At 60.2% G+C, this 20,833-nt stretch carries 17 protein-coding genes and 3 pseudogenes; 13 read left to right on the top strand and 7 right to left on the bottom strand.

From position 1 onward, the window contains the following. Window positions 1–70 precede the first annotated feature (70 nt). Window positions 71–718: a histidine phosphotransferase ChpT gene (gene chpT / locus RlegSU303_RS17830; protein WP_026158831.1), complete on the top strand. Its 648-nt coding sequence runs from the start codon at window positions 71–73 to the stop codon at window positions 716–718. Window positions 719–839: 121 nt separating this feature from the next. Further along, window positions 840–1,202, top strand: a complete 363-nt coding sequence (locus tag RlegSU303_RS17825) for a response regulator (protein WP_003542364.1) — start codon at window positions 840–842, stop codon at window positions 1,200–1,202. Window positions 1,203–1,422: 220 nt separating this feature from the next. Here the strand turns inward: RlegSU303_RS17825 and ctrA are convergent, their stop codons facing one another. Then, complete coding sequence (ctrA, locus tag RlegSU303_RS17820) at window positions 1,423–2,124, bottom strand: response regulator transcription factor CtrA (protein WP_003542362.1); 702 nt, start codon at window positions 2,122–2,124, stop codon at window positions 1,423–1,425. A gap of 436 nt (window positions 2,125–2,560) precedes the next feature. On the opposite strand from ctrA, the gene RlegSU303_RS17815 reads away from it, so the two are divergent. Next, entirely contained in the window at window positions 2,561–2,911 is a 351-nt protein-coding gene (locus RlegSU303_RS17815; RefSeq protein ID WP_003542353.1) for a hypothetical protein, read from the top strand. A 205-nt stretch (window positions 2,912–3,116) separates the two neighbouring features. Here RlegSU303_RS17815 and RlegSU303_RS17810 read toward each other — a convergent pair whose 3' ends face one another. Then, on the bottom strand, window positions 3,117–3,395 hold the full coding sequence (locus RlegSU303_RS17810) for a GNAT family N-acetyltransferase (RefSeq protein WP_017961759.1): 279 nt from the start codon (window positions 3,393–3,395) through the stop codon (window positions 3,117–3,119). A gap of 55 nt (window positions 3,396–3,450) precedes the next feature. On the opposite strand from RlegSU303_RS17810, the gene RlegSU303_RS17805 reads away from it, so the two are divergent. After that, window positions 3,451–4,017 carry a paraquat-inducible protein A gene (locus RlegSU303_RS17805; protein ID WP_017961758.1) on the top strand — a complete coding sequence of 189 codons (567 nt, stop codon included), beginning with the start codon at window positions 3,451–3,453 and terminating at the stop codon, window positions 4,015–4,017. Window positions 4,018–4,040: 23 nt separating this feature from the next. Here RlegSU303_RS17805 and sciP read toward each other — a convergent pair whose 3' ends face one another. Further along, on the bottom strand, window positions 4,041–4,316 hold the full coding sequence (sciP, locus tag RlegSU303_RS17800) for a CtrA inhibitor SciP (RefSeq protein ID WP_007533628.1): 276 nt from the start codon (window positions 4,314–4,316) through the stop codon (window positions 4,041–4,043). A 399-nt stretch (window positions 4,317–4,715) separates the two neighbouring features. On the opposite strand from sciP, the pseudogene RlegSU303_RS17795 reads away from it, so the two are divergent. Continuing rightward, a pseudogene (locus RlegSU303_RS17795) lies at window positions 4,716–5,561 on the top strand (LuxR C-terminal-related transcriptional regulator). 131 nt (window positions 5,562–5,692) lie between these two features. Here RlegSU303_RS17795 and RlegSU303_RS17790 read toward each other — a convergent pair. Both RlegSU303_RS17790 and cysQ read right to left on the bottom strand, forming a co-directional pair. After that, window positions 5,693–6,418, bottom strand: coding sequence for a sugar transferase (locus RlegSU303_RS17790; protein WP_065281033.1), 726 nt, complete (start codon window positions 6,416–6,418; stop codon window positions 5,693–5,695). A 656-nt stretch (window positions 6,419–7,074) separates the two neighbouring features. After that, on the bottom strand, window positions 7,075–7,872 hold the full coding sequence (gene cysQ / locus RlegSU303_RS17785) for a 3'(2'),5'-bisphosphate nucleotidase CysQ (protein ID WP_017961757.1): 798 nt from the start codon (window positions 7,870–7,872) through the stop codon (window positions 7,075–7,077). Between the two features lie 543 nt (window positions 7,873–8,415). Between cysQ and RlegSU303_RS17780 the strand changes: the two genes are divergently transcribed. The 7 genes and pseudogenes from RlegSU303_RS17780 to RlegSU303_RS17750 all read left to right on the top strand — a co-directional run. Then, window positions 8,416–9,318 (top strand): branched-chain amino acid ABC transporter permease, encoded by a 903-nt coding sequence (locus tag RlegSU303_RS17780; protein WP_131719183.1) that lies wholly within the window; start codon window positions 8,416–8,418, stop codon window positions 9,316–9,318. A 4-nt stretch (window positions 9,319–9,322) separates the two neighbouring features. Then, window positions 9,323–10,714, top strand: a complete 1,392-nt coding sequence (livM, locus tag RlegSU303_RS17775; protein WP_131707808.1) for a high-affinity branched-chain amino acid ABC transporter permease LivM — start codon at window positions 9,323–9,325, stop codon at window positions 10,712–10,714. Then, on the top strand, window positions 10,714–11,592 hold the full coding sequence (locus tag RlegSU303_RS17770) for an ABC transporter ATP-binding protein (protein WP_003542337.1): 879 nt from the start codon (window positions 10,714–10,716) through the stop codon (window positions 11,590–11,592). Before livM ends, RlegSU303_RS17770 begins: the two co-directional genes overlap by 1 nt. Then, the gene (locus tag RlegSU303_RS17765) at window positions 11,592–12,335 is read left to right on the top strand and encodes an ABC transporter ATP-binding protein (RefSeq protein ID WP_003542336.1); all 744 of its coding nucleotides are present in this window, start codon (window positions 11,592–11,594) and stop codon (window positions 12,333–12,335) included. The genes RlegSU303_RS17770 and RlegSU303_RS17765 overlap by 1 nt, the downstream gene beginning before the upstream one ends. A gap of 19 nt (window positions 12,336–12,354) precedes the next feature. Continuing rightward, window positions 12,355–12,708, top strand: a complete 354-nt coding sequence (locus RlegSU303_RS17760; protein ID WP_017961754.1) for a DUF6867 family protein — start codon at window positions 12,355–12,357, stop codon at window positions 12,706–12,708. A gap of 120 nt (window positions 12,709–12,828) precedes the next feature. After that, complete coding sequence (locus tag RlegSU303_RS17755; RefSeq protein ID WP_131619555.1) at window positions 12,829–13,950, top strand: branched-chain amino acid ABC transporter substrate-binding protein; 1,122 nt, start codon at window positions 12,829–12,831, stop codon at window positions 13,948–13,950. 150 nt (window positions 13,951–14,100) lie between these two features. Continuing rightward, window positions 14,101–14,312 (top strand): annotated as a pseudogene (locus RlegSU303_RS17750) (D-glycerate dehydrogenase); the annotation flags it as partial. 17 nt (window positions 14,313–14,329) lie between these two features. Here the strand turns inward: RlegSU303_RS17750 and RlegSU303_RS17745 are convergent. Both RlegSU303_RS17745 and RlegSU303_RS17740 read right to left on the bottom strand, forming a co-directional pair. Beyond that, window positions 14,330–15,247: a response regulator transcription factor gene (locus RlegSU303_RS17745; protein WP_017961753.1), complete on the bottom strand. Its 918-nt coding sequence runs from the start codon at window positions 15,245–15,247 to the stop codon at window positions 14,330–14,332. Next, window positions 15,240–18,626, bottom strand: a complete 3,387-nt coding sequence (locus RlegSU303_RS17740) for a hybrid sensor histidine kinase/response regulator (RefSeq protein ID WP_131707807.1) — start codon at window positions 18,624–18,626, stop codon at window positions 15,240–15,242. Before RlegSU303_RS17740 ends, RlegSU303_RS17745 begins: the two co-directional genes overlap by 8 nt. 179 nt (window positions 18,627–18,805) lie before the next feature. Here RlegSU303_RS17740 and RlegSU303_RS17735 point away from each other — a divergent pair. After that, window positions 18,806–20,712 (top strand): annotated as a pseudogene (locus RlegSU303_RS17735) (phosphatase PAP2 family protein). The last annotated feature ends 121 nt before the right edge of the window (window positions 20,713–20,833 follow it).

Raw genomic sequence — 20,833 nt, 5'->3', positions numbered from 1 at the left:
GCAAACTTCGCGCAATTTTGATGAAGCATATTCCGGGCGCAATGAAATTGCCGCCCATCAGGAGACAATGATGTCCAAGAACCCCAATCTCACCCTGTCCGGCCCGGATCTGGCCGCGCTTCTTTGCAGCCGCGTTTGCCACGATGTCATCTCGCCGGTCGGCGCGATCAATAACGGGCTGGAGCTCCTGGATGAAGGCGGCGCCGATGCCGATGCGATGGACCTGATCCGCACCAGCGCGCTCAATGCTTCCGTCCGCCTGAAATTCGCACGTCTCGCCTTCGGCGCGTCGGGTTCCGTCGGCGCCTCGATCGACACCGGCGAGGCCGAGCGTGCTGCCAAGGATTTCGCCGTCGCCGAAAAGAAGACCGAGGTGATCTGGAACGGACCGCGCGCCATCGTCGCCAAGAACCGTGTCAAGCTGCTGCTCAACCTCTTCCTCGTTGCCTATTCCGCCATTCCGCGCGGCGGCGTGCTCGAGGTAACGCTCGAAAATCCCGAGTTCGATGCGAAGTTCAAGCTCACATCCAAAGGCAAACTGATGCGCCTGCCGCCGAAGTTCGTCGAGATATCGACCGGCACTATCGAGGAAGCGATCGATGCCCATTCGATCCAGCCCTATTACACCGTGCTTCTGGCACAGGAGTGCGGAATGACGCTTGATCACAGCGCCAGCGCCGACGAACTGGTGTTCACGGCAGTGACCGCGGCAGCCTGATTTCGGAGCGCGGACCTGCGTCGGCGCTCCGTCCGGTAACGATTCGTTAGCCTGATGGACCTATTCTCCAGGGTTGTAAGAGGCCTCTTGCTGCGACGAATGCGGGGGCAAAGGAGCGGCCATGCAAAGGTTCATGATCACCGATAATTCGGACATCGTCCGCAAGGTCGGCAAGCGCATTCTCTCCGAACTCGACTTTCTCGTCAGCGAGGCCTCCAACGCCGGCGAGGCGCTGCAGCGCTGCCAGGCGGAGCTGCCGGAATATCTGATCGTCGATTCCGGCATGGAAGGCGCCCTCGACCTCATCGCTGCCATCCGTGCCATGGAGGGCGGCAAAGAGGTCAAGATCTATTACTGCGTCGTCGAGGCGGATCTGAAGAAACTCATGGCAGGCAAACGGGCCGGTGCCACCGACTTCCTGCTGAAGCCGTTCGATCGCAAGATCCTGACCGCCGTTTTCGGAAATCGCGCGATCGCCGCCTGACGGGCAGATCTCTTTCCGCCGATATCGGCATCACTGGAGCATGATGCCGTGTGCAAGCGGTTTCGGCCGCCGCACGCTATTTCCTAGATCGAAAGAACAGAGGATTTCAGGCCGATTCGGCCTGAGGTGAGGGCGGATTCTTATTGCGCAGGCAGAAACGAAAAATCCCGCCGAAAAGGCGGGATATTCGTTTATCCGATAAGGGGATCGGAAAAAAATATCAGGCGGTTTCGGCGTATTCGGCACCATCCGGCTCGCGAAGAACGTAACCACGGCCCCAGACAGTCTCGATGTAGTTGGCGCCGCCCGCGGCGTTGGCAAGCTTCTTGCGAAGCTTGCAGATGAAGACGTCGATGATCTTCAGTTCCGGCTCGTCCATGCCGCCGTAGAGGTGGTTCAGGAACATTTCCTTGGTGAGGGTGGTGCCCTTGCGGAGCGAAAGCAGCTCCAGCATCTGATATTCCTTGCCCGTCAGGTGGACGCGCTGGCCGCCGACTTCGACAGTCTTGGCATCGAGGTTGACGATCAGCTCGCCGGTCATGATGACCGACTGGGCGTGGCCCTTGGAGCGGCGGACGATGGCGTGGATGCGTGCGACGAGCTCGTCCTTGTGGAACGGCTTGGTCATGTAGTCGTCAGCGCCGAAACCGAGGCCGCGAACCTTGTCTTCGATGCCGGCCATGCCCGACAGAATAAGGATGGGCGTCTTGACCTTGGACAGCCGGAGAGTGCGAAGCACTTCATATCCGGACATGTCGGGCAGGTTTAGATCGAGAAGGATGATATCATAATCATACAGCTTGCCCAGATCGACGCCTTCTTCACCGAGATCGGTGGTATAAACATTAAAACTCTCTGATTTCAGCATCAACTCGATGCTCTGCGCCGTCGCGCTGTCATCCTCAATTAGAAGTACCCGCATAATTATCCCCTTTACCGCCGCCGAAAGGTGGTCTGGCCCCCTACACGATACCGAACACGCTACGTGATTTGAAAGCTGCCACGAAATGGTTAACAAATTCTAATTCACTCTGGCAAGGAGTATCGAATTTATTAAACAATTTTTCCATTTCTCTGTTTTCCAATAGGAATCTCAAAAGGGCCCTCCTCAACTTTCACATTAAGAAATAGCGCTAAGTGATTCATCCGACTCGCCAATGAAAAGGTTCGAACTTCATGCTGCGAAATTTACCGACCCTTAAATCATCGGGCCTATCATTAACGATGCCCGTAAACGAAAGGTTACCAGCGGTAGGTATTTGTTAATATCGCGGGAAATTTTTTAGCAAACCGTGTCAAAGCGGCGCGCAGGGCGGTTTCAAGTTGAGCCGGGGTCTCGCATCACGGGAGTAATGCGTATGAAGTCGCGAGAAAGTCTCGTTCGCCTGAAGGAATTTCAGGTGAACGAAAAACGACGTCAGTTGCAGCAGTTGCAGATGATGATGTCCGAATTCGAACGGATGACGAAGGATCTGGAGAGCCAGATCGTCGTCGAGGAAAAGAAGTCCGGTATTTCCGACCCGAATCACTTTGCTTATCCGACCTTCGCCAAGGCCGCGCGTCAGCGGGCCGACAACCTGCAGGTTTCGATCAAGGAACTGAAGATGCAGGAAGAGACGTTGGAAATGGCGCTCGAGGAGATGCAAGCGGAATATGCAAGGGCCACAGCGCTGGAAGAGCGTGACGGCGGCGCCAGAGCAAGGGCGTAACAGAAACGGCTGGGTGCCGGCTTCGGCGCCCTGGGATCGCCACTGAGAAGCCATGTATAATGGGCGCGCTGTCCGTTATACATGGCTTTTGGTGTTTGCCTTATGGCGTCGCTCCCACCGGAAACGAGATTCGTCCCCCACAGGGACGATTTATCTTATGCATGTCCTTGTCCCAAACCCGCTGTGCGCTTTTGGGCGACATGCATTAATTCACGACATCCTTCCATTCCGGATGGCGTTGCGCCTGCGCCTTGAAGAATGGGCAGAGCGGGATGATCTTCCAGCCGCCGGTCCGGGCTGCCTCCACGGCGTGGAGCGCCAGCGCCTGGCCGACACCTTTACCGCGCAGCGAATCGGGAACGCCCGTGTGATCGATGATGACCAGCTTAGGCGATGTGCGTGAATAGGTCATCTCCGCCTCGTGCCCTTCGACCTCGGCCGCATAGCGGCCGCCGGAGACGCCTTCCTCACTTCGAATGTCCATTGTCTTTCCTCATAACCGATATTGTCGTAGCGGACCGTGACATGGCGGCGCGGTCGTGCCAAGCCGTGGAGGCAATACAGGCAGGAGACAGAGTGTTCATGCAAAATGTCGGATCGATGAGAGGTTCAGGGCAATGAGTGCGCTTTCGATGGCTCGCCCCGTGCTTCTCGTGGCTGCGCCGTTCTTCCTGGCGCTCGGCCTCGTCTTGCCGCTGGTCCGTTTCGAGACGCTGTATTTCTTCGACGAAACGCCGTCGCTCATCGAAATCATCGTCTCGCTTTGGCAAGGCGGGGACGGGCTGCTGGCGGCAATCGTCGCCCTGGTTTCGATCCTGCTCCCGTTTCTGAAGATGATCGGCATCACCGTGGAGGCGATGGGGATCACCGCAGAAGCGACGGCCGCCGGGGGTGGGGCCGGCAGCCTGTTCTATCGTCGCGTCGTACCGCATCTGTCCAAGTGGTCGATGATGGATGTGCTGCTTGTCGCGATCGTCATTGCGGCGGCGAAGACGACGGGGCTGGCGGATGCCTTCACGCAGCCCGGCCTCTGGTGCTACGCGGCCTCGTCAATGATTTCGGGCCTTCTTCATTCCCTCATGGGAGATGCGTCCGGCCCGAAATAAATGTCGTCGATGCTGGGGTGTGATCAGTGACGATATTGCTGAATGCGCGTGGTGCGCAGGCCGGCAAGACCGTGGCTGTTGATCGACGACTGCCAGGACAGGAATTCTTCGACCGTGAGCGTGTAACGCTCGCAGGCCTCTTCCAAGCTCAACAAGCCACCGCGGACAGCCGCGACAACCTCTGCCTTCCGGCGAATCACCCAGCGCCGCGTATTGGGCGGCGGAAGATCCGCGATCGTCAGGGGGCTGCCATCGGGGCCGATGACATATTTTACTCGGGGACGTATCATTTCGGTCATTGGACTCTCTACACAACGCAAGACCACGAGCCCCACTCTAGCCTGCCACATTTAAAAATTGCCTAAACCCATCGTAAGACTTTGATAACAAATTTAGACGCCCGCCCTGGCCGATGATGGGGGCGGCTGCCTGCCGCCACGTCAATTTGTAGCGCCCTGCATGGGAGCCATGCGGAATAAATATTAGCTGATTTCCCGGGACGATTTTATCAGAGCTGCAACATAAGAATGAGCGCAAGACTTCGTCTCCGTTCTTCCCGCTGTATCAGTCCAGTTCGCGTTTTTGATGCTTCGTATCCTCGGGATGCGGGCAGAAACCGTCTTTGCTGATGCCCCGGCGCGAAGTTTTCGCCGCCGGCAGCAAGGCCGAGCCGAAGCTGGCCATTCGAGGATATGAAGTTGAAAAGACGTGAACGCGCAGTCGGCGACTGCGCTGAGGATGCTGCATTTTCGCCTTCGCAGGCCGATGGCACTGGGGTTTCGGCCGACGACGGCAAGGAACGGCTCGACGCGATGGCGAAGGTTGCGGGCTTCGATTTCTATCTGGTCTCGGCTTTCCCGCGGGGCGATCGCACAGCTTTCACCGAAAACCGGTTGATCAGCAATTGGCCGCAAAGCCTTGTCGGCTTTTACGAGGCTGCCGATCTCTTCTATTGCAGCAGACTGGTGACCGCGATGAAGCGGACAATTGTGCCGATCTTCTGCGAGGAGGGGTCGTTTGCGGGCAGCGCCGCCAATCAGGAAAACCGCAAACTCAACGTGCTCTTTCAGATGCACGGGCTGAAGAATACCTTCGCCTTCACGCTGCACGACGCTGACCTGAAACAATACATCTTCGCCTTCTCAGGCGGCTGTCCTATGCCCACGCGAGAGCAGGCGATGGCGCTGCTCTACCGCTCCGTGGAGCTTCTGGACAAGGTTTCGCGTAGCAGCGGCGTGGAGGATGGTCCGTTGGAGACGCTCACCCGGCGCGAAATCGAATGCCTGCGACGCTGCCTGATTCCTTAAATCGGAATCGATTTAAGGGATTAGGCAGTAATTCAAAGTGCTACAGCGTCCTTTGCGCGTCTAAAAAGACGCGCGGCGCTGTAGTCGGCGGCCGGCAAGAGCAGCAACGAGATCGCGATCATTCTCGATCTCTCGTCGCATACGGTGGTGGGTTATCTGAAGAGCGCGATGCGCAAGCTCGATTCGGTCAGCCGCATGCAGGCGGTCGCCAGAGCATTCCGGTACCGGCTGCTCTGAGGCAGCCGGCCCTTTCTCACAAAGCTAAAGCTGGGAGGCCTGTCGCGCAAAGTGTGCATCGCTTTTTGTGCGACATGCGCAAAAACAAAGACTAAAGCGCGAGGAGCGAATCTGAAAGATCGCGACGCGCTTTAGAAGCCTTTTCCGCGGGTCAGCTCCGACACGACGGTTCCGAAAATGATGCGCATGTCCATCAAGATCGAAAAATTCCCGACGTAGTAGAGATCGCTGGCGATGCGGGCGCGCGCCTTGGCCGGACGATCGGTTGGACCGCGCAGGCCGCGCATCTGAGCAAGACCCGTCATGCCGGGGCGCATCGCATGGCGCTGATGGTATTCCGGTACGAGCTCTTCGTAGAGCACGCCGCCGGCGCGCATGCCGATTGCATGGCAACGCGGACCGACGACCGACATGTGGCCCAGCAGCACGTTCAGCAGCTGCGGCAACTCATCGACATTCGTGCGGCGCAGAATGGCGCCGACGCGAGTGACGCGCGGATCGTTCATCACCGTCTGGGCAACGCCGGAGACGTCGCAGAGGTCGGTGCGCATGGAACGGAACTTATAGACCTTGATGGCCTTGCAGTTCTTGCCCCAGCGGGTCTGCTTGAAGAGCACCGGCCCTGGGCTGTCGATCTTGATCAGCAGGGCGACGAACAGGAGGAAAGGGGCGAGGACGAGGAGGGCGCTCAACGACGATACGATGTCGAACGCCCGCTTCAGGACCAGATCCATCAACGGCGCCTGCGGCGCATCGCTATGGATAACAGGGGTCTGGATCTTCAGGCTCGGCTGCTGACGGCGGCTCGGCCGGAAGGACTCTGTCGAAATGCTGTTGTTTAATTCCGTGATGCTCAAGGATCGTACTCTGTTGTCTTCGAGGGGGCGCGGCGGCAATAGGCGATCAATGGTTAACCCTGTCACCAGGGCTGCACTTAGGTCTTGGTAACCCTACTAAAACGGAAAAATGCGACAATTGTGTAATGGTGTCCAGAGAAATATCGCATCGCAGCAAATCTTTCGCATTTGCGTTAAGTTGAGGCAAGCTCATGATATTTCGTTAATAATTGGAATTTCGTCAAGGTTTTTAGGACTTTGGCGAGGGTTCGCCGGGGCTGGCGACGCGCCGTTTCGGCACGTGACCCGGGTCTCTTGAGCGTATTTCTTAACGGAACACGAGGCGAAATTTTTCTGATGAAGATATCGATCATTCTGGAAGCCGTGTCAAAATGTGACAGAATCAAGGCGGGATTGGTGGAGGGACATCGTCTGGAAAAGATGCAGACGACGCGTTCACGGCCAGAATCAGTTGGTGAGACCCGATCGCGCGAATCACTCGACAGCTCGAAATGGACACGCTTCCAGACACGTAGGGGGAGGTTATTTGGCGGGCAAAGACAGCCCGCTCAGGGGGCGCTTGTCGGAGATCGCGGATTGTCGCGGCAGGCCTCAACGCGTGGCGGCGAGGCAGAGGATTGCGTCGCCTGTCGGTATTCAGTGATATCCGCGGGTGGTTACGCCGGTTCGAGGACGCGTTTCCTGCCACCCCAGGAGATGAAGTTCGGGTTGGCGAAGTCGAAATCGGCCGCCGTTCCTGTCTTGCCGTAGGTCAGCGGCGTTCCGTCCAGCGTCACAGTCGAACCGCCAGCGGCGCGCAGCACCGCATCGCCAGCCGCGGTGTCCCATTCCATCGTGCGGGTGAAACGCGGATAGACGTCGGCCTTGCCTTCGGCGAGCAGGCAGAACTTCAGAGAGGAACCGATATTGGTGCATTTGAAGATCGCGTGGTCGGCGAGGAAGCTCCCGGTCTCCGGGCTGTTGTGGCGAAGGCTTGCAAGCGCCAGCCTGTCGTCCGGCTGTTCGCGCACCGTGATTGCGCTCCGTGCGCCAACCGTGAAATCGTCCATGACGACGAGCCTTTCGGCGTGGCCGCGTTCTCCCGAGAAGGCAAGCCCCAGCGCCGGCGCATAGACGATGCCGGCCACCGGGGCGCCGTTCTCGATATAGGCGATGTTGACGGTGAATTCCTGTCGTCCGTCGACGAATTCACGGGTGCCGTCGAGAGGGTCGACCAGGAAGAAGCCTCGGCCGGCAATGTCGGGCACCTTGCCGGCGGCGACCGATTCTTCCGCCACGACGGGTATTTCAGGATAATCTCTGGCGAGATGAGCGAGGATAATGCGTTCGGCCTCCTCGTCGGCGACCGTGACCGGACTTGCATCCGCCTTCATGGCGACAGGGAAGCCTTCGCGCAAGACCGTGATGATGGCCTTGCCGGCTTCGAGCGCCGCCTTTTCAAATGTCCTCAGCATTGTCCTTTTGCCGTTCGCCACGCGGCGAGCACCCCGCTGTCGCTCGTCCGCAAACCATCCCTGTCACAACCAGATACGCAAGTTAATATGGTGTTCCCCGTCGTGCTCCGCATCCCTCAATACGCAGCCTGATGATGCTACCATAAGTTTTCAGCCTTGTCAGACGAAGATGCGGCATCGCTGGTGAAATGGCATTCGTCAAAGGGGCTGCCTTGGGGTCTGAATTTGCTCCATCTTCCAATTCTGTGGAATAGCTTACGCAGCAAGCAGTGCAGGAAATCGACGGCGATATCTCCGGATGGTTAACCCAGTGGCGGTTTCTGGCTAAAAATAGGCCCCGCTCTGCCGTTTTTCTGTGGATTTTGGTTCAAAATGCGCCAGTTAACCCTGTTTCCGCAAGAATCTGTCGGAGTAACCCCTTTTTGTCTTCACATTTTCGACGAAACCGCTATGCATTCGGCCTATGAGGTTCCCTGAAACGGGGAACCGAAGAACCAAAAAGAGATGCAGCATGTTTCGCTCGCATCCAGGGGAAAACGACATATGGAGTATTTCGTCCAGCAGCTCTTAAACGGGCTGACGCTCGGATCCATCTATGGCCTTGTGGCTATTGGCTATACGATGGTTTACGGCATTATCGGCATGATCAATTTCGCCCATGGCGACATCTTCATGCTCGGTGGCTTCGCCGCTCTTATCGTCTTCCTCGTCCTCACATCCATCTTCGCAGGTCTCCCGGTGGCCGTTCTGCTGCTGGTGATGCTTGTCGTTGCGATGCTGATGACGAGTTTGTGGAATTGGACGATCGAGCGCGTGGCATACCGGCCCCTGCGCGGGTCCTTCCGCCTGGCGCCGCTGATTACCGCGATCGGCATGTCGATCACGCTGTCCAACTTCATCCAGGTGACGCAGGGCCCACGCAACAAGCCGATCCCGCCGATGGTGAGCTCGGTCTACCAGTTCGGCAACATCTCGGTGTCGCTGAAGCAGATCATCATCATCGTGATCACCGCAGTGCTGCTGACGATCTTCTGGTACATCGTCAATCGTACGGCACTCGGCCGCGCCCAGCGCGCCACTGAGCAGGATCGCAAGATGGCAGCGCTGCTCGGCGTCAACGTCGATCGGACGATCTCCATCACTTTCGTTATGGGTGCGGCACTCGCAGCGGTCGCCGGCACGATGTACCTGATGTATTATGGCGTTGCCTCATTCAACGACGGCTTCACGCCCGGTGTGAAGGCCTTCACGGCAGCCGTTCTCGGCGGTATCGGTTCGTTGCCCGGCGCCGTCTTCGGCGGCCTCCTTATCGGCCTTATCGAGTCGCTGTGGTCGGCATACTTCACCATCGCCTACAAGGACGTCGCGACCTTTGCGATCCTGGCTTTCGTGTTGATCTTCAAGCCGACCGGCATCCTCGGGCGGCCGGAAGTCGAGAAGGTATAACGTCATGGCAAACATCGAAAATTCTGCAGGCAAGCCCGATGCCGGACTTGTCCGCAAAGGCCTTACCGAAGCTCTTTTCGCCGCCGTCCTGTCGTTCGGTATGTTCGTTCTCTATGTCGGCCTCAAGACCGACCAGAACATCAGCAACGAGTTGATCATTGTCCAGCGCTGGGGCCTGCTTGCGATCTTCGTCGCGGTCGCCGCCATCGGCCGCTTCGCCATGGTCGTTTTCATCAGGCCGAATATCGACCGCCGCAAGCTCAGCAAGGCGCGCGAGGGCGAGCTCGACATCTCGACAGAGAAGAGCTTCTTCCACCGGCATTTCCTGAAGATCGCGCTGATCGCGCTGCTGCTTTACCCCATGGTGATCGTGGCGATCAAAGGCCCTCAGGGCTCGCTGACATATGTCGACAATTTCGGCATTCAGATCCTGATCTATGTGATGCTCGCCTGGGGGCTGAACATCGTCGTCGGTCTCGCCGGCCTGCTCGACCTTGGCTATGTCGCCTTCTATGCCGTCGGCGCTTATTCCTACGCACTGCTTTCGAGCTATTTCGGTCTGTCCTTCTGGGTGCTGCTGCCGCTTTCCGGCATCTTCGCCGCACTCTGGGGCGTCATTCTCGGCTTTCCGGTGCTGCGCCTGCGCGGCGATTACCTTGCTATCGTGACGCTTGCCTTCGGTGAAATCATTCGTCTCGTCCTCATCAACTGGACTGAAGTGACGAAGGGCACCTTCGGTATCTCAAGTATCCCGAAGGCAACACTCTTCGGCATTCCCTTCGATGCGACGGCCGGCGGCTTTGCGAAGCTCTTTAACCTGCCGATCTCCTCGGCCTATTACAAGATCTTCCTGTTCTATTTGATCCTGGCGCTCTGCATGCTGACGGCCTATGTCACCATCCGGCTGCGGCGCATGCCGATCGGACGCGCCTGGGAAGCTTTGCGCGAAGATGAGATCGCCTGCCGTTCGCTCGGCATCAACACGGTGACGACCAAGCTCACCGCCTTTGCGACGGGCGCGATGTTTGCCGGTTTTGCCGGCTCGTTCTTCGCCGCCCGCCAGGGCTTCGTCTCGCCGGAATCCTTCGTCTTCCTGGAATCGGCCGTCATTCTCGCCATTGTTGTCCTTGGCGGCATGGGGTCGTTGACCGGCATCGCGATCGCCGCCATCGTCATGGTCGGCGGCACCGAGTTGCTGCGCGAGATGAGCTTCCTAAAACTCATCTTCGGACCAGATTTTACGCCGGAACTATACCGCATGTTGATCTTCGGCCTCGCTATGGTCGTCGTCATGCTGTTCAAGCCGCGCGGCTTCGTCGGCTCGCGTGAGCCGACAGCCTTCCTCAGAGAGCGCAAGGCGATATCCGGAAGCTTCATCAAGGAGGGCCATGGTTGATGAGCCCCGTAACGACGAATACGATGTCTGACGACACTCTTCTCAAGGTCGAACACCTGTCGATGAAGTTCGGCGGCCTGATGGCCATCAACGACTTCTCCTTCGAAGCCAAGCGTGGCGATATCACCGCGCTGATCGGGCCGAACGGCGCCGGCAAGACCACCGTCTTCAACTGCATCACCGGCTTCTACAAGCCGACGATGGGCATGATCACGTTCAACCAGAAGAGCGGCAAGCAATACCTGCTGGAGCGCCTGCCGGACTTTCGCATCACCAGGGAAGCCAAGGTCGCGCGTACCTTCCAGAACATCCGGCTGTTCTCCGGCCTGACCGTTCTCGAAAACCTGCTGGTTGCCCAGCACAACAAGCTGATGAAGGCATCGGGTTATACGATCCTCGGCCTTATCGGTGTCGGCCCCTATAGGCGGGAAGCGGCAGAGGCGATCGAGCTTGCCCGTTTCTGGCTTGAGAAGGCCGACCTGATCGACCGCGCCGACGACCCCGCCGGCGATCTGCCCTACGGCGCCCAGCGGCGTCTCGAAATCGCCCGCGCCATGTGCACCGGCCCGGAGCTGCTTTGCCTGGATGAACCGGCTGCCGGCCTCAACCCACGGGAATCGGCAACGCTCAACGCGCTGCTGAAGAGCATTCGCGCCGAAACCGGGACGTCGATCCTGCTGATCGAGCACGACATGTCTGTGGTCATGGAAATCTCCGACCACGTCGTCGTCCTCGAATATGGTCAGAAGATTTCCGATGGCACACCGGATCACGTGAAGAACGATCCGCGGGTCATCGCGGCCTATCTCGGTGTCGAGGATGAAGAAGTGGAAGAGGTGATCGCAGCCGTCGAGCAGCTCGAAGGAGGCGCAAACTGATGGGCGATGAAGTAATGACGGGTCAACCGCTCCTTCAGGTGAATGGCGTCGAAACCTATTACGGCAATATCCGGGCGCTGGCTGGGGTCGATGTCCACGTCAACAAGGGCGAGATCGTCAGCCTGATCGGCGCCAACGGCGCCGGCAAGTCGACACTGATGATGACGATCTGCGGCAGCCCGCAGGCCCGCACCGGTTCGGTGGTCTTTGAGGGCCGCGACATCACCCGCATGCCGACGCATGAAATCGCCCGTCTGCGCATTGCACAGTCGCCGGAAGGCCGCCGCATCTTCCCGCGTATGACGGTTCTGGAAAATCTTCAGATGGGCGCTGGCCTCGACAATCTGAAACACTTCGCCGAAGACGTCGAGAAGATCTTCACGCTCTTCCCGCGTCTCAAGGAACGTCACGCCCAGCGGGGTGGAACACTTTCGGGCGGCGAGCAGCAGATGCTGTCGATCGGCCGCGCGCTGATGGCGCGCCCGAAGCTGCTTCTTCTCGACGAACCCTCGCTCGGTCTTGCGCCGCTGATCGTCAAGGGCATCTTCGAGGCGATCAGGAAGCTCAACGAGGCGGAGGGGCTGACCGTTTTCCTCGTCGAGCAGAACGCGTTCGCCGCCCTCAGGCTTTCTCACCGCGCCTACGTGATGGTGAACGGCAAGGTGACGATGAGCGGTTCCGGCAAGGAGCTTCTTGCCAATCCCGAGGTCCGCGCCGCCTATCTCGAAGGCGGAAGACACTAGGTCGAAAGGAGAGTTTGACATGCAGGGACTTTTCTTCGAAGCGGATGCCGGCCCCCTTGTGGCAATCCGTGTCATCGTCTTGCTCTTAGGCTTCTGGACGGCCTGGCGCGCCGGCAAAGCGGTTGCCGAGGGCTGGAGCGATTATCCGCTGGTCATCGTCTATACATTTCTGCTCGCCTGGGCGATGCAGTTCCTGCATCATGCCCTGTTCAATGGGCCGATGCTCAACGCCTTCTACTATATTCTCGACTTCGTGACGCTGCTGGTGTTCTCGACGGCCGGCTTCCGCTACCGCCGCACCAATCAGATGGTTAACAACTATTACTGGCTGTACGAGAAAACTTCCGCGTTTTCGTGGAAGGACAAACATTGACAGTCCGTTGAAACTAGGCATGAATTGCCTTCCGAGTGGAACAGCTTTCCTGGCGCAGTCAATGGTGGGTAGTGCGCTGGGCCTTGGACCGGAACCCGCCCAAAAATTGGGAGTAATAATATGAAGAAGTCTCTTCTGTCGGCAGTGGCTCTGACGGCGATGGTCGCCTTCAGCGGCAACGCGTGGGCCGACGTTCTCATCGCTGTCGCTGGTCCGCTGACTGGCCCGAACGCCGCGTTCGGCGCTCAGCTCCAGAAGGGTGCTGAACAGGCAGCCGCCGACATCAACGCGGCTGGCGGCATCAACGGCGAGCAGATCAAGATCGAGCTCGGCGACGACGTCTCCGACCCGAAGCAGGGCATTTCGGTCGCCAACAAGTTCGCTGCTGACGGCGTCAAGTTTGTCATCGGCCACTTCAACTCGGGCGTTTCGATCCCGGCTTCGGAAGTCTATGCCGAAAACGGCATCCTCGAAATCACCCCGGCCGCGACGAACCCGACCTTCACGGAGCGGGGCCTCTGGAACACGTTCCGCACCTGCGGCCGTGACGACCAGCAGGGTGCCATCGCCGGCAAATATCTTGCCGATCACTTCAAGGACGCCAAGATCGCTGTCGTTCACGACAAGACCCCCTACGGTCAGGGCCTTGCCGACGAAACCAAGAAGGCTATGAATGCCGCTGGCGTCACGGAGGTCATATACGAAGGCATCAACGTCGGCGACAAGGACTTCTCGGCCCTCATCGCCAAGATGAAGGAAGCCGGCGTCTCGATCATCTATTGGGGTGGTCTGCACACCGAAGCCGGTCTCATCATCCGCCAGGCGGCCGACCAGGGCCTGAAGGCGACGCTGGTTTCGGGCGATGGTATCGTTTCGAACGAACTGGCCTCGATCGCTGGTGACGCCGTCGCCGGTACGCTGAACACCTTCGGCCCCGATCCGACGGCGAACCCTGCGAACAAGGAACTCGTCGAAAAGTTCAAGGCCGCTGGTTTCAATCCGGAAGCCTACACGCTCTATTCCTACGCTGCGATGCAGACGATCGCTGGGGCCGCCAAGGCTGCCGGTTCGCTGGATCCTGAGGCCGTTGCCAAGGCCATGAAGGAAAAGGGCCCGTTCCCGACCGTTCTCGGCGACATTTCGTTCGACGAAAAGGGCGACCCGAAGATTCCTGGCTACATCATGTATGAATGGAAGAAGGGTCCGGACGGCAAGTACAGCTACTTCCCGCAGAGCATGTAAGCCTCGCTTCCCTTTACGGGACATGATTATCGAAGCCCGGTTCCGACCGGGCTTCTTTCTTTTGGCGGGTGTTTCAATTCCGGCCTGGCTACCGTACCGCAATCGCTCATCGATCGATCCCACGAAGACGGCACGTTACGGCGCCCGACTTCGGCACCGGAAAACGGCACGATCCGTGTGGGGCGGGGGCTTGACGTCTACGGGGCGGAACCTGATGTACGCTGGGACGGATGGAGACCGTCATGGTGCCGCCGCATCTCGGCAGCGCCACGGAAGAGATGCGGATGGCCATGGGCATGAAGGTGGTCGAGAACGTGACGGCGTTTTTCGAGGGCAGGGATGTGCCAGATCGGGTGGCTTAGCCAGCCGCCATCACCTCTTACATCTCGTACAGCACGTGCGTGGCCTTCACGGCGGCCGAGGCGCGGTTCTCGACGCCGAGCTTCACGTAAATCTGTTCGAGGTGTTTGTTCACCGTCCGCGCCGACAGTCCCAATATTTCGCCGATGTCGCGGTTGGCCTTGCCCTTGGCGATCCAGAGCAGCACTTCGGATTCGCGCTGGGTGAGCGAGAAGCGCTGGCGCAGCACCTCGTCGTCGCTGCGCTGACTGGCGGCGGTGAGGCGGAAGAGATATTCGTCAGGGCCGATTGCGCCGAGGAAGGCGAGCTGCAACGCTGCCTGGCCGGCATGGGCGATCGAGATGATGCCGTCGCGCACCGCGGCGACGCGGTCGCGCATCCAGCCGGCGATATGGCGGACGACGATTTCCATGCCGTCGTCGCTGCCCATGGCGGCATTGACCAGCCGTGTCGCTTGCGGGGTTGACCAGTGGATGGCGCCGTCGCCCTTGACTGCCAGCAGATGGCGGCCGGCTGCGTCCAGGGCGATGCGGGCGCTCTGGGCCGAGCGAGCGTTGCGCAGATGGACGCGGATGCGGGCGCGCAGTTCATCGATGTTGATCGGTTTGCTGAGATAATCGACGCCGCCGGATTCCAGCGCGTGCACGACATGCTCGGTCTCGGTCAGGCCGGTCATGAAGACGACAGGCACCTGCGCTACCGCGGCATTCGCCTTCAGCCGGCGGCAGGTCTCGAAGCCATCCATACCCGGCATCACCGCGTCGAGCAGGATAAGATCGGGCGTGATGCGCTCAACGATACCAAGTGCCGCCGTGCCCGATGTGGCGATCAGCACGGAGAAGCCGGATTGTTCGAGCGCGTCGGTCATGAAGCCGAGGGCTTCGGCGGAGTCGTCGACGAGCAGAACGATGTCGCGGGGGAGGGCCGGCTCAGCCAATGGATTCCACCTTTTCGTCGAAGTCGTGCAGGAAGGTCATGAAGCCGGCGAGATCGAAGGCGGCGACATAGGCGCGAAGTTCCTCCGTGAATGGCTGATTTGCCTCCACCTTGGCAAGGTCCGAAAGCTTGGCTTCAATGCCTCTGATATAGCCGATCTCGCCGAGCCGCAGCAATTCCTGCACATGGGCAGCACCTGGGCTCAGCATCGGCGCTTCGATCTTGACAGCAACGGCTGGCGTGGCATCGGCATAGATCCATGTCACGCCGAGATGCAGGGCGAGCTTGTCGCGCAACTGGCGGATGTCGACCGGCTTGCCGATCGCGTCATTGTGGCTGTCGTCGCTGTCGCTGAGAACGGCCGCATCACCGATATTGGCCGACAGCATCAGCACCGGCGCCGTCTGGCCGGCCTCACGCAGACGCGAGACGAGCTGCCAGCCGTTCATGCCGGGCATCAGAATATCGACGAGGAAGAGGTCCGGCATGATGCCCTCGATCAGCGTCAGACATTCGCCGCCGCCCGCCGCCGTCAGCACGATGAAATCGAGCGGCGCCAGGATCTCGCGCATCATCTCGCGGTGGTCCTCGTTATCGTCGACGACGACGACCGTGCGGCGCGGGCCGTCATAACCGACAACGCGCTTCTCCTGTGGCGCGGCGGCCACGGCACGCATGACGGCGGACAGCATCAGCCGGACGCGGAAGGTCGAGCCTTCGTCCTTTATGCTCGAAACCGAAATCTCGCCTCCAAGCGTATTGGTCAAAAGCCGGGTGATGGTGAGGCCGAGGCCGAGCCCCGGCATCGGCCGCACGCTTTCGGCCTCACCGCGCTGGAAGGGTTCGTAGATACGGGGCAGGTCTTTCTCCGTGATGCCTCGGCCGGTATCGGCAACGGTGAAGGTCGCGACCTGGCTGCGATAGCCGACATCGAAGGTGACGCTGCCTTCGTCAGTGAACTTGATGGCATTGGAGAGCAGGTTGACCAGGATCTGGCGCAGGCGCTTTTCGTCGGTGCGGACGAATTGCGGCAAGGCCGGCGCGCGCTCATGGATGAAGGCAAGCCCCTTTGCCTGCGCCTGCGGGCGGAACATATCGACGATCTGGTCGAGAAAATCCTGGATGTTGATCTCGTTGGAATAGACCTGCAGGCGGCCGGCCTCGATCTTGGAGATATCGAGCAGGCCGTCGATCAGTCCTGAAAGGTGTTCGGCGCTGCGGCGGATGACCTTGATCGAGGATTGGCGCGGCGCCGGAATGGTCTCGTCGCGTTCGAGGATCTGGGCGTAGCCGAGCACGGCGTTCAGCGGCGTGCGTAATTCATGGCTGAGCCCGACGACATAGCGGCTTTTGGCGCGATTGGCGGCCTCGGCGGTTTCCTTGGCGTTCTGCAAGGCGGCGTCGGTCTTCTTGTGGGCGGCGATTTCCTTCAGCAGCAGCGTGTTCTGGCGTGAGGATTCCTCCTCGGCAACGACGCGGCTGTCATGGGCGAGCACATAGAACCAGCAGACGACGCCTGAGATCACCGAGAAGACGAAGAAGACGATGAGGATGGTGCGATTGACGACCTCACCCGTCTCGGGCGAGGCGGAGGCGACCTGATGGGCAATCATCGCCAGGATTGCGCCGATGGCGGTCAATGCCAGCACGACGGCGATGCCGTAGCGGCCAAGGCGCGTCGTCAGCTTCCCCAGAATGGCTTCCGGCAGCAGCGCCTTGGCGACTGTGCCGACCTGCGCGTTGAAACGGGCGGCCGGCTTGCACATGTCGTGGCAGCGGCTGTCGAGCGAGCAGCAGAGCGAGCAGATCGGCGCGGCATAGGCCGGGCACCAGGCCATGTCCTCTGGTTCGAAGGGATGCTCGCAGACCGAGCAGGTGATGTTCGTCAGGTTTTTCCAGCTCTGGCGCGGCTTGCGGGCGAGATAGAACTTGCCTTTCGTTGCCCAGGCGATGACAGGCGAGGCGACGAGCGCGATGACGAGGGTAATATAGGGAGCGAGCGAGGCGGCGATCTCACCGAAGGCGCCGAAATGGGCAATCAGCGACACCGTCGCCGACAGCGTCATGGCGCCGAGGCCGACCGGGTTGATGTCGTAGAGGTGGGCGCGCTTGAACTCGATGCCGGGAGGAGCCAGCCCCAGCGGCTTGTTGATGAAGAGATCGGCGGAGATCGTGCAGAGCCAGGCCATGGCGATGATCGAGAAGATGCCGAGCGTCTCCTCCAGCAGCCGGTAGATGCCGAGTTCCATCAAAAGCAGGGCGATTGCGACGTTGAACACCAGCCAGATGACGCGGCCGGGATGGCTGTGGGTCAGCCGCGAGAAGAAGTTCGACCAGGCGAGCGAACCGGCATAGGCGTTCATCACATTGATCTTCAGCTGCGAGACGACGACGAAGGCGGCCATCAACAGCAGCGCGCCATTATGCCAGGGGACCATGTAGCCGAAGGCGGTCAGATACATCTGCGCCGGGTCGGCGGCGCGATCGAGGGGGACGCCCGAGGTGAAGGTCAGCACGACGAGGAAGGAGCCGGCAAGCAACTTCGGCGCGCCGATGATGACCCAGCCGGGCCCGGCGAGAAAGATCGCCAGGCGGTGGCGCCACTTGCGCTGCGGGTCCGGCGGCAGGAAGCGCAGGAAGTCGGCCTGTTCGCCGATCTGCGACATCAGCGCCAGGATGACGGCGGAGGCCGCGCCGAACTCCACCAGATCGAATTCGGCGGTGGTGCCGGGCGGGCCGGAGGCATGGCGGATGCCGGCGAAGGCGCGCCAGAGATCGAATTTTTCCCAGTCCAGCAGGGCGATGAAGATGAAGGGCAGGATATTCAGCACGATCCAGAAGGGCTGGGTCATCAGCTGGAACTTGCTGATCAGCCGTACGCCATGCGTCACCAGGGGGATCACCATGACGGCGCTGATGATGTAGCCGATCCAGAGCGGGATGCCGAGGGTGAGCTCCAACGCCCCGGACATGATCGAAGCCTCGATGGCAAACAGCATGAAGGTGAAGCTCGCATAGATCAGCGAGGTGATCGTCGAGCCGATATAGCCGAAGCCCGCGCCGCGCGTCAGCAGATCAATGTCGACGCCGTGGCGGATGGCGTAGCGGCTGATCGGCAGGCCGATCGCCAGCATGGCGATCGAGGCGACGATGATGGCGTAAAAGGCGTTGGTGGTGCCGTAGGAGAGGGTGATTGCGCCGCCGATTGCCTCCAGCGCCAGGAAGGAGATTGCGCCTATCGCCGTCTGCGAGATGCGCTGCGAAGAGAAATGGCGGGCGCTCTTTGCGGTGAAGCGCAGCGCGTAATCTTCCAGCGTCTGGTTGGCGACCCAGCGATTATATTCGCGTCTCACCGGAATGATGCGTTGGCGCGCTGCCATGTCTTCCTTTCCGGCATTCCGGTTGGGTTCATCGTCTCTCCGGCAGTTTTGGCGGGATGGCTGGGAAAGGCAAGAGGCAGGCACCGACTGGTTCACAGAATGGCAATATTTTTGCAATTGATCTGTCACATGAGAGCTCTAACTCTCCCGGCGTTCGTTCAACCATTTCGGGTATCGCCATGTCTGTTTTAAGCCTTTGCCGGCTGAGCACGGCCCTCGTCTGCCTCCTTTCGATCGTGCCATCGCTTGCCAGCGCCGAGCAGTCCACGGCAGCGAAAGCGCCTTATGCGGAGGCCGGAAACACCAACAAACGCGGTGATGCCTGCTTCTCGACGGCGGACACCAACGCCGCCGTTCACCTTCTCTCCGGCTTCCTCGAAATCTGGACCCCGCGCACGCCTTTCGTCGATGCGGGTGTCGAAGCCCCGGCCAAGGACAATTGCCCGGCGGTCGCCAAGACGGATTGGGATGGTATTCCCGCCAGCAAGACCGACGGCCATATCGTCAACCAGGCCGTCCATGACGCCAACATTGCCTATGTCGTCAATGCGACGCGGGCGCGGACGGCCGACCAGGCGGTAGCCGCCTATCTCGACGATCGGCGCGGCAAGAATGCCAGCATCGTCGATGGCCTCGGTCCGCTGACGGATGCCTGGAAGGCAGGCTCGAAGCAGACCACCACGATCACCGAGGTGGCGGCCGACGCGACGACGGTCAAATATGACGACAAGGGCAACAATCGCGGCGCCGGCAGCAAGCCGGACACGGAAAACAAGACCGATGCCAACCCGGACATGGGACTTGCAATCGACTTCATCAACGCCGTAAGCGGTGACGGCTCGACGGAGCCCGCAAAACGCTATTTCAAATATGGCCGTCCCTACCGCTGGAGCCAGGACGTGTCGGTGGTGCCGACGCTGGAGCCCGCCAAGAGCGGGAAGCCGGTCGAGGACGGTGGTTTCCCCAGCGGGCATACGGCGGAAGCCTGGCGGGATGGGCTCGCCATGGCCTATCTCGTACCGCAGCGCTTCCAGGAAATGATCACACGCGCCAGCGAGCTGGGTGAAGACCGCATCCTCGCCGGCATGCATTCTCCTCTCGACGTGATGGGCGGCCGGATGCTCGGCACCGCCACGGTCGTCTACAATCTGAACAAGGCCGACAATGCGGCGCTGAAGAGCGATGCTTACGTCCAAGCGCAGGCATGGCTTGTCGCCAAATCAGGCGTTGCGGATGCGGGCGCGCTTGAGGTTGCCGCCCATGCGGAACCGCTGACTGCAGATCGTTTCGCCGATCATGACGCCAATCGCGCTTACGTGCTGCAGCGCCTGAGCTATGGCCTGCCGACGATCCATGCGACCGATCGGCCGGCGCGTGTGCCGCAGGGCGCGCCGAAGCGCTTCTCGAAACGCGTCTGCCCTATCTGGACGGCGAGCAGCGCCGCGACGTGCTGAAGACGACGGAGATCGCCTCCGGCTATCCGCTGCTCGACGACGCCGAAGGTTACGGCCGTCTCAACCTGTTTGCCGCCGCCGACGGGTACGGCGCGTTCGAACAGGACGTCACCGTGACGATGGACGCGGCAAAGGGCGGTTTCAATGCGATCGATACCTGGCGGAACGACATCACCGGCAAGGGCAGGCTGGTGAAGCGCGGCGAAGGCATCCTCGGGCTGTCGGGCGCGAACAGCTATGCCGGTGGCACCGTGCTGGAAGAGGGCGCGCTCGTGGCCGGCTCGCCGTCGGCCTTCGGTACCGGCGGGCTGACGGTCAATGGCGGTTCGCTCGTTCTGGCGGCCGACAAGCCGCTGACCGTAAGCGGCGATTATCAGCAGCTCGCCAATGCCGCGGCGAAGCCGGCGCTCGGCGCGAACGGCGGAGGCACGCTGGTGGTCGAGGGCAAGGCGGCGCTGGCCGGCGACCTTAACGTGACGGTTGTCGATGGCTATGTCCTGACGCCCGGAACCAAGATCGAAATCCTGAAGGCGAGTGCCGTGACCGGCACCTTCGGCAAGTTCACCGTCTCCGGCCACAAGGCGAGCCTCTCCTACGGCCCGACATCAGTCACCTTGACGATCGACGGATAATTCCTCCGAGAGAATCGACAGGGCATCTCCCGCGGTGGGGGATGCCACCTCTCTCCCGGCCTGCTGCCTGTTTGACCCCCGCGCCTACGTCAATCGACGTATGTGTTTTCGCGCTGCAGCA

Source organism: Rhizobium sp. SU303, from assembly GCF_021052345.1.
Lineage (GTDB): Bacteria > Pseudomonadota > Alphaproteobacteria > Rhizobiales > Rhizobiaceae > Rhizobium > Rhizobium laguerreae.
Note: the sequence above shows the minus strand (reverse complement) of the source record. Positions and strands in the feature narration are given on the sequence as shown.

What these genes read in the sequence shown, in the direction of transcription:
- cysQ (WP_017961757.1), bottom strand. Translation starts at nt 7,872, where the DNA reads ATGCTGAGGACATTTGAAAAGGCGGCGCTCGAAGCCGGCAAGGCCATC.
- RlegSU303_RS17815 (WP_003542353.1), top strand. Translation starts at nt 2,561, where the DNA reads ATGAAGTCGCGAGAAAGTCTCGTTCGCCTGAAGGAATTTCAGGTGAAC.
- sciP (WP_007533628.1), bottom strand. Translation starts at nt 4,316, where the DNA reads ATGACCGAAATGATACGTCCCCGAGTAAAATATGTCATCGGCCCCGAT.
- chpT (WP_026158831.1), top strand. Translation starts at nt 71, where the DNA reads ATGTCCAAGAACCCCAATCTCACCCTGTCCGGCCCGGATCTGGCCGCG.
- RlegSU303_RS17755 (WP_131619555.1), top strand. Translation starts at nt 12,829, where the DNA reads ATGAAGAAGTCTCTTCTGTCGGCAGTGGCTCTGACGGCGATGGTCGCC.
- ctrA (WP_003542362.1), bottom strand. Translation starts at nt 2,124, where the DNA reads ATGCGGGTACTTCTAATTGAGGATGACAGCGCGACGGCGCAGAGCATC.
- RlegSU303_RS17810 (WP_017961759.1), bottom strand. Translation starts at nt 3,395, where the DNA reads ATGGACATTCGAAGTGAGGAAGGCGTCTCCGGCGGCCGCTATGCGGCC.
- RlegSU303_RS17740 (WP_131707807.1), bottom strand. Translation starts at nt 18,626, where the DNA reads ATGGCAGCGCGCCAACGCATCATTCCGGTGAGACGCGAATATAATCGC.
- RlegSU303_RS17760 (WP_017961754.1), top strand. Translation starts at nt 12,355, where the DNA reads ATGCAGGGACTTTTCTTCGAAGCGGATGCCGGCCCCCTTGTGGCAATC.
- RlegSU303_RS17825 (WP_003542364.1), top strand. Translation starts at nt 840, where the DNA reads ATGCAAAGGTTCATGATCACCGATAATTCGGACATCGTCCGCAAGGTC.
- RlegSU303_RS17770 (WP_003542337.1), top strand. Translation starts at nt 10,714, where the DNA reads ATGAGCCCCGTAACGACGAATACGATGTCTGACGACACTCTTCTCAAG.
- RlegSU303_RS17765 (WP_003542336.1), top strand. Translation starts at nt 11,592, where the DNA reads ATGGGCGATGAAGTAATGACGGGTCAACCGCTCCTTCAGGTGAATGGC.
- livM (WP_131707808.1), top strand. Translation starts at nt 9,323, where the DNA reads ATGGCAAACATCGAAAATTCTGCAGGCAAGCCCGATGCCGGACTTGTC.
- RlegSU303_RS17780 (WP_131719183.1), top strand. Translation starts at nt 8,416, where the DNA reads ATGGAGTATTTCGTCCAGCAGCTCTTAAACGGGCTGACGCTCGGATCC.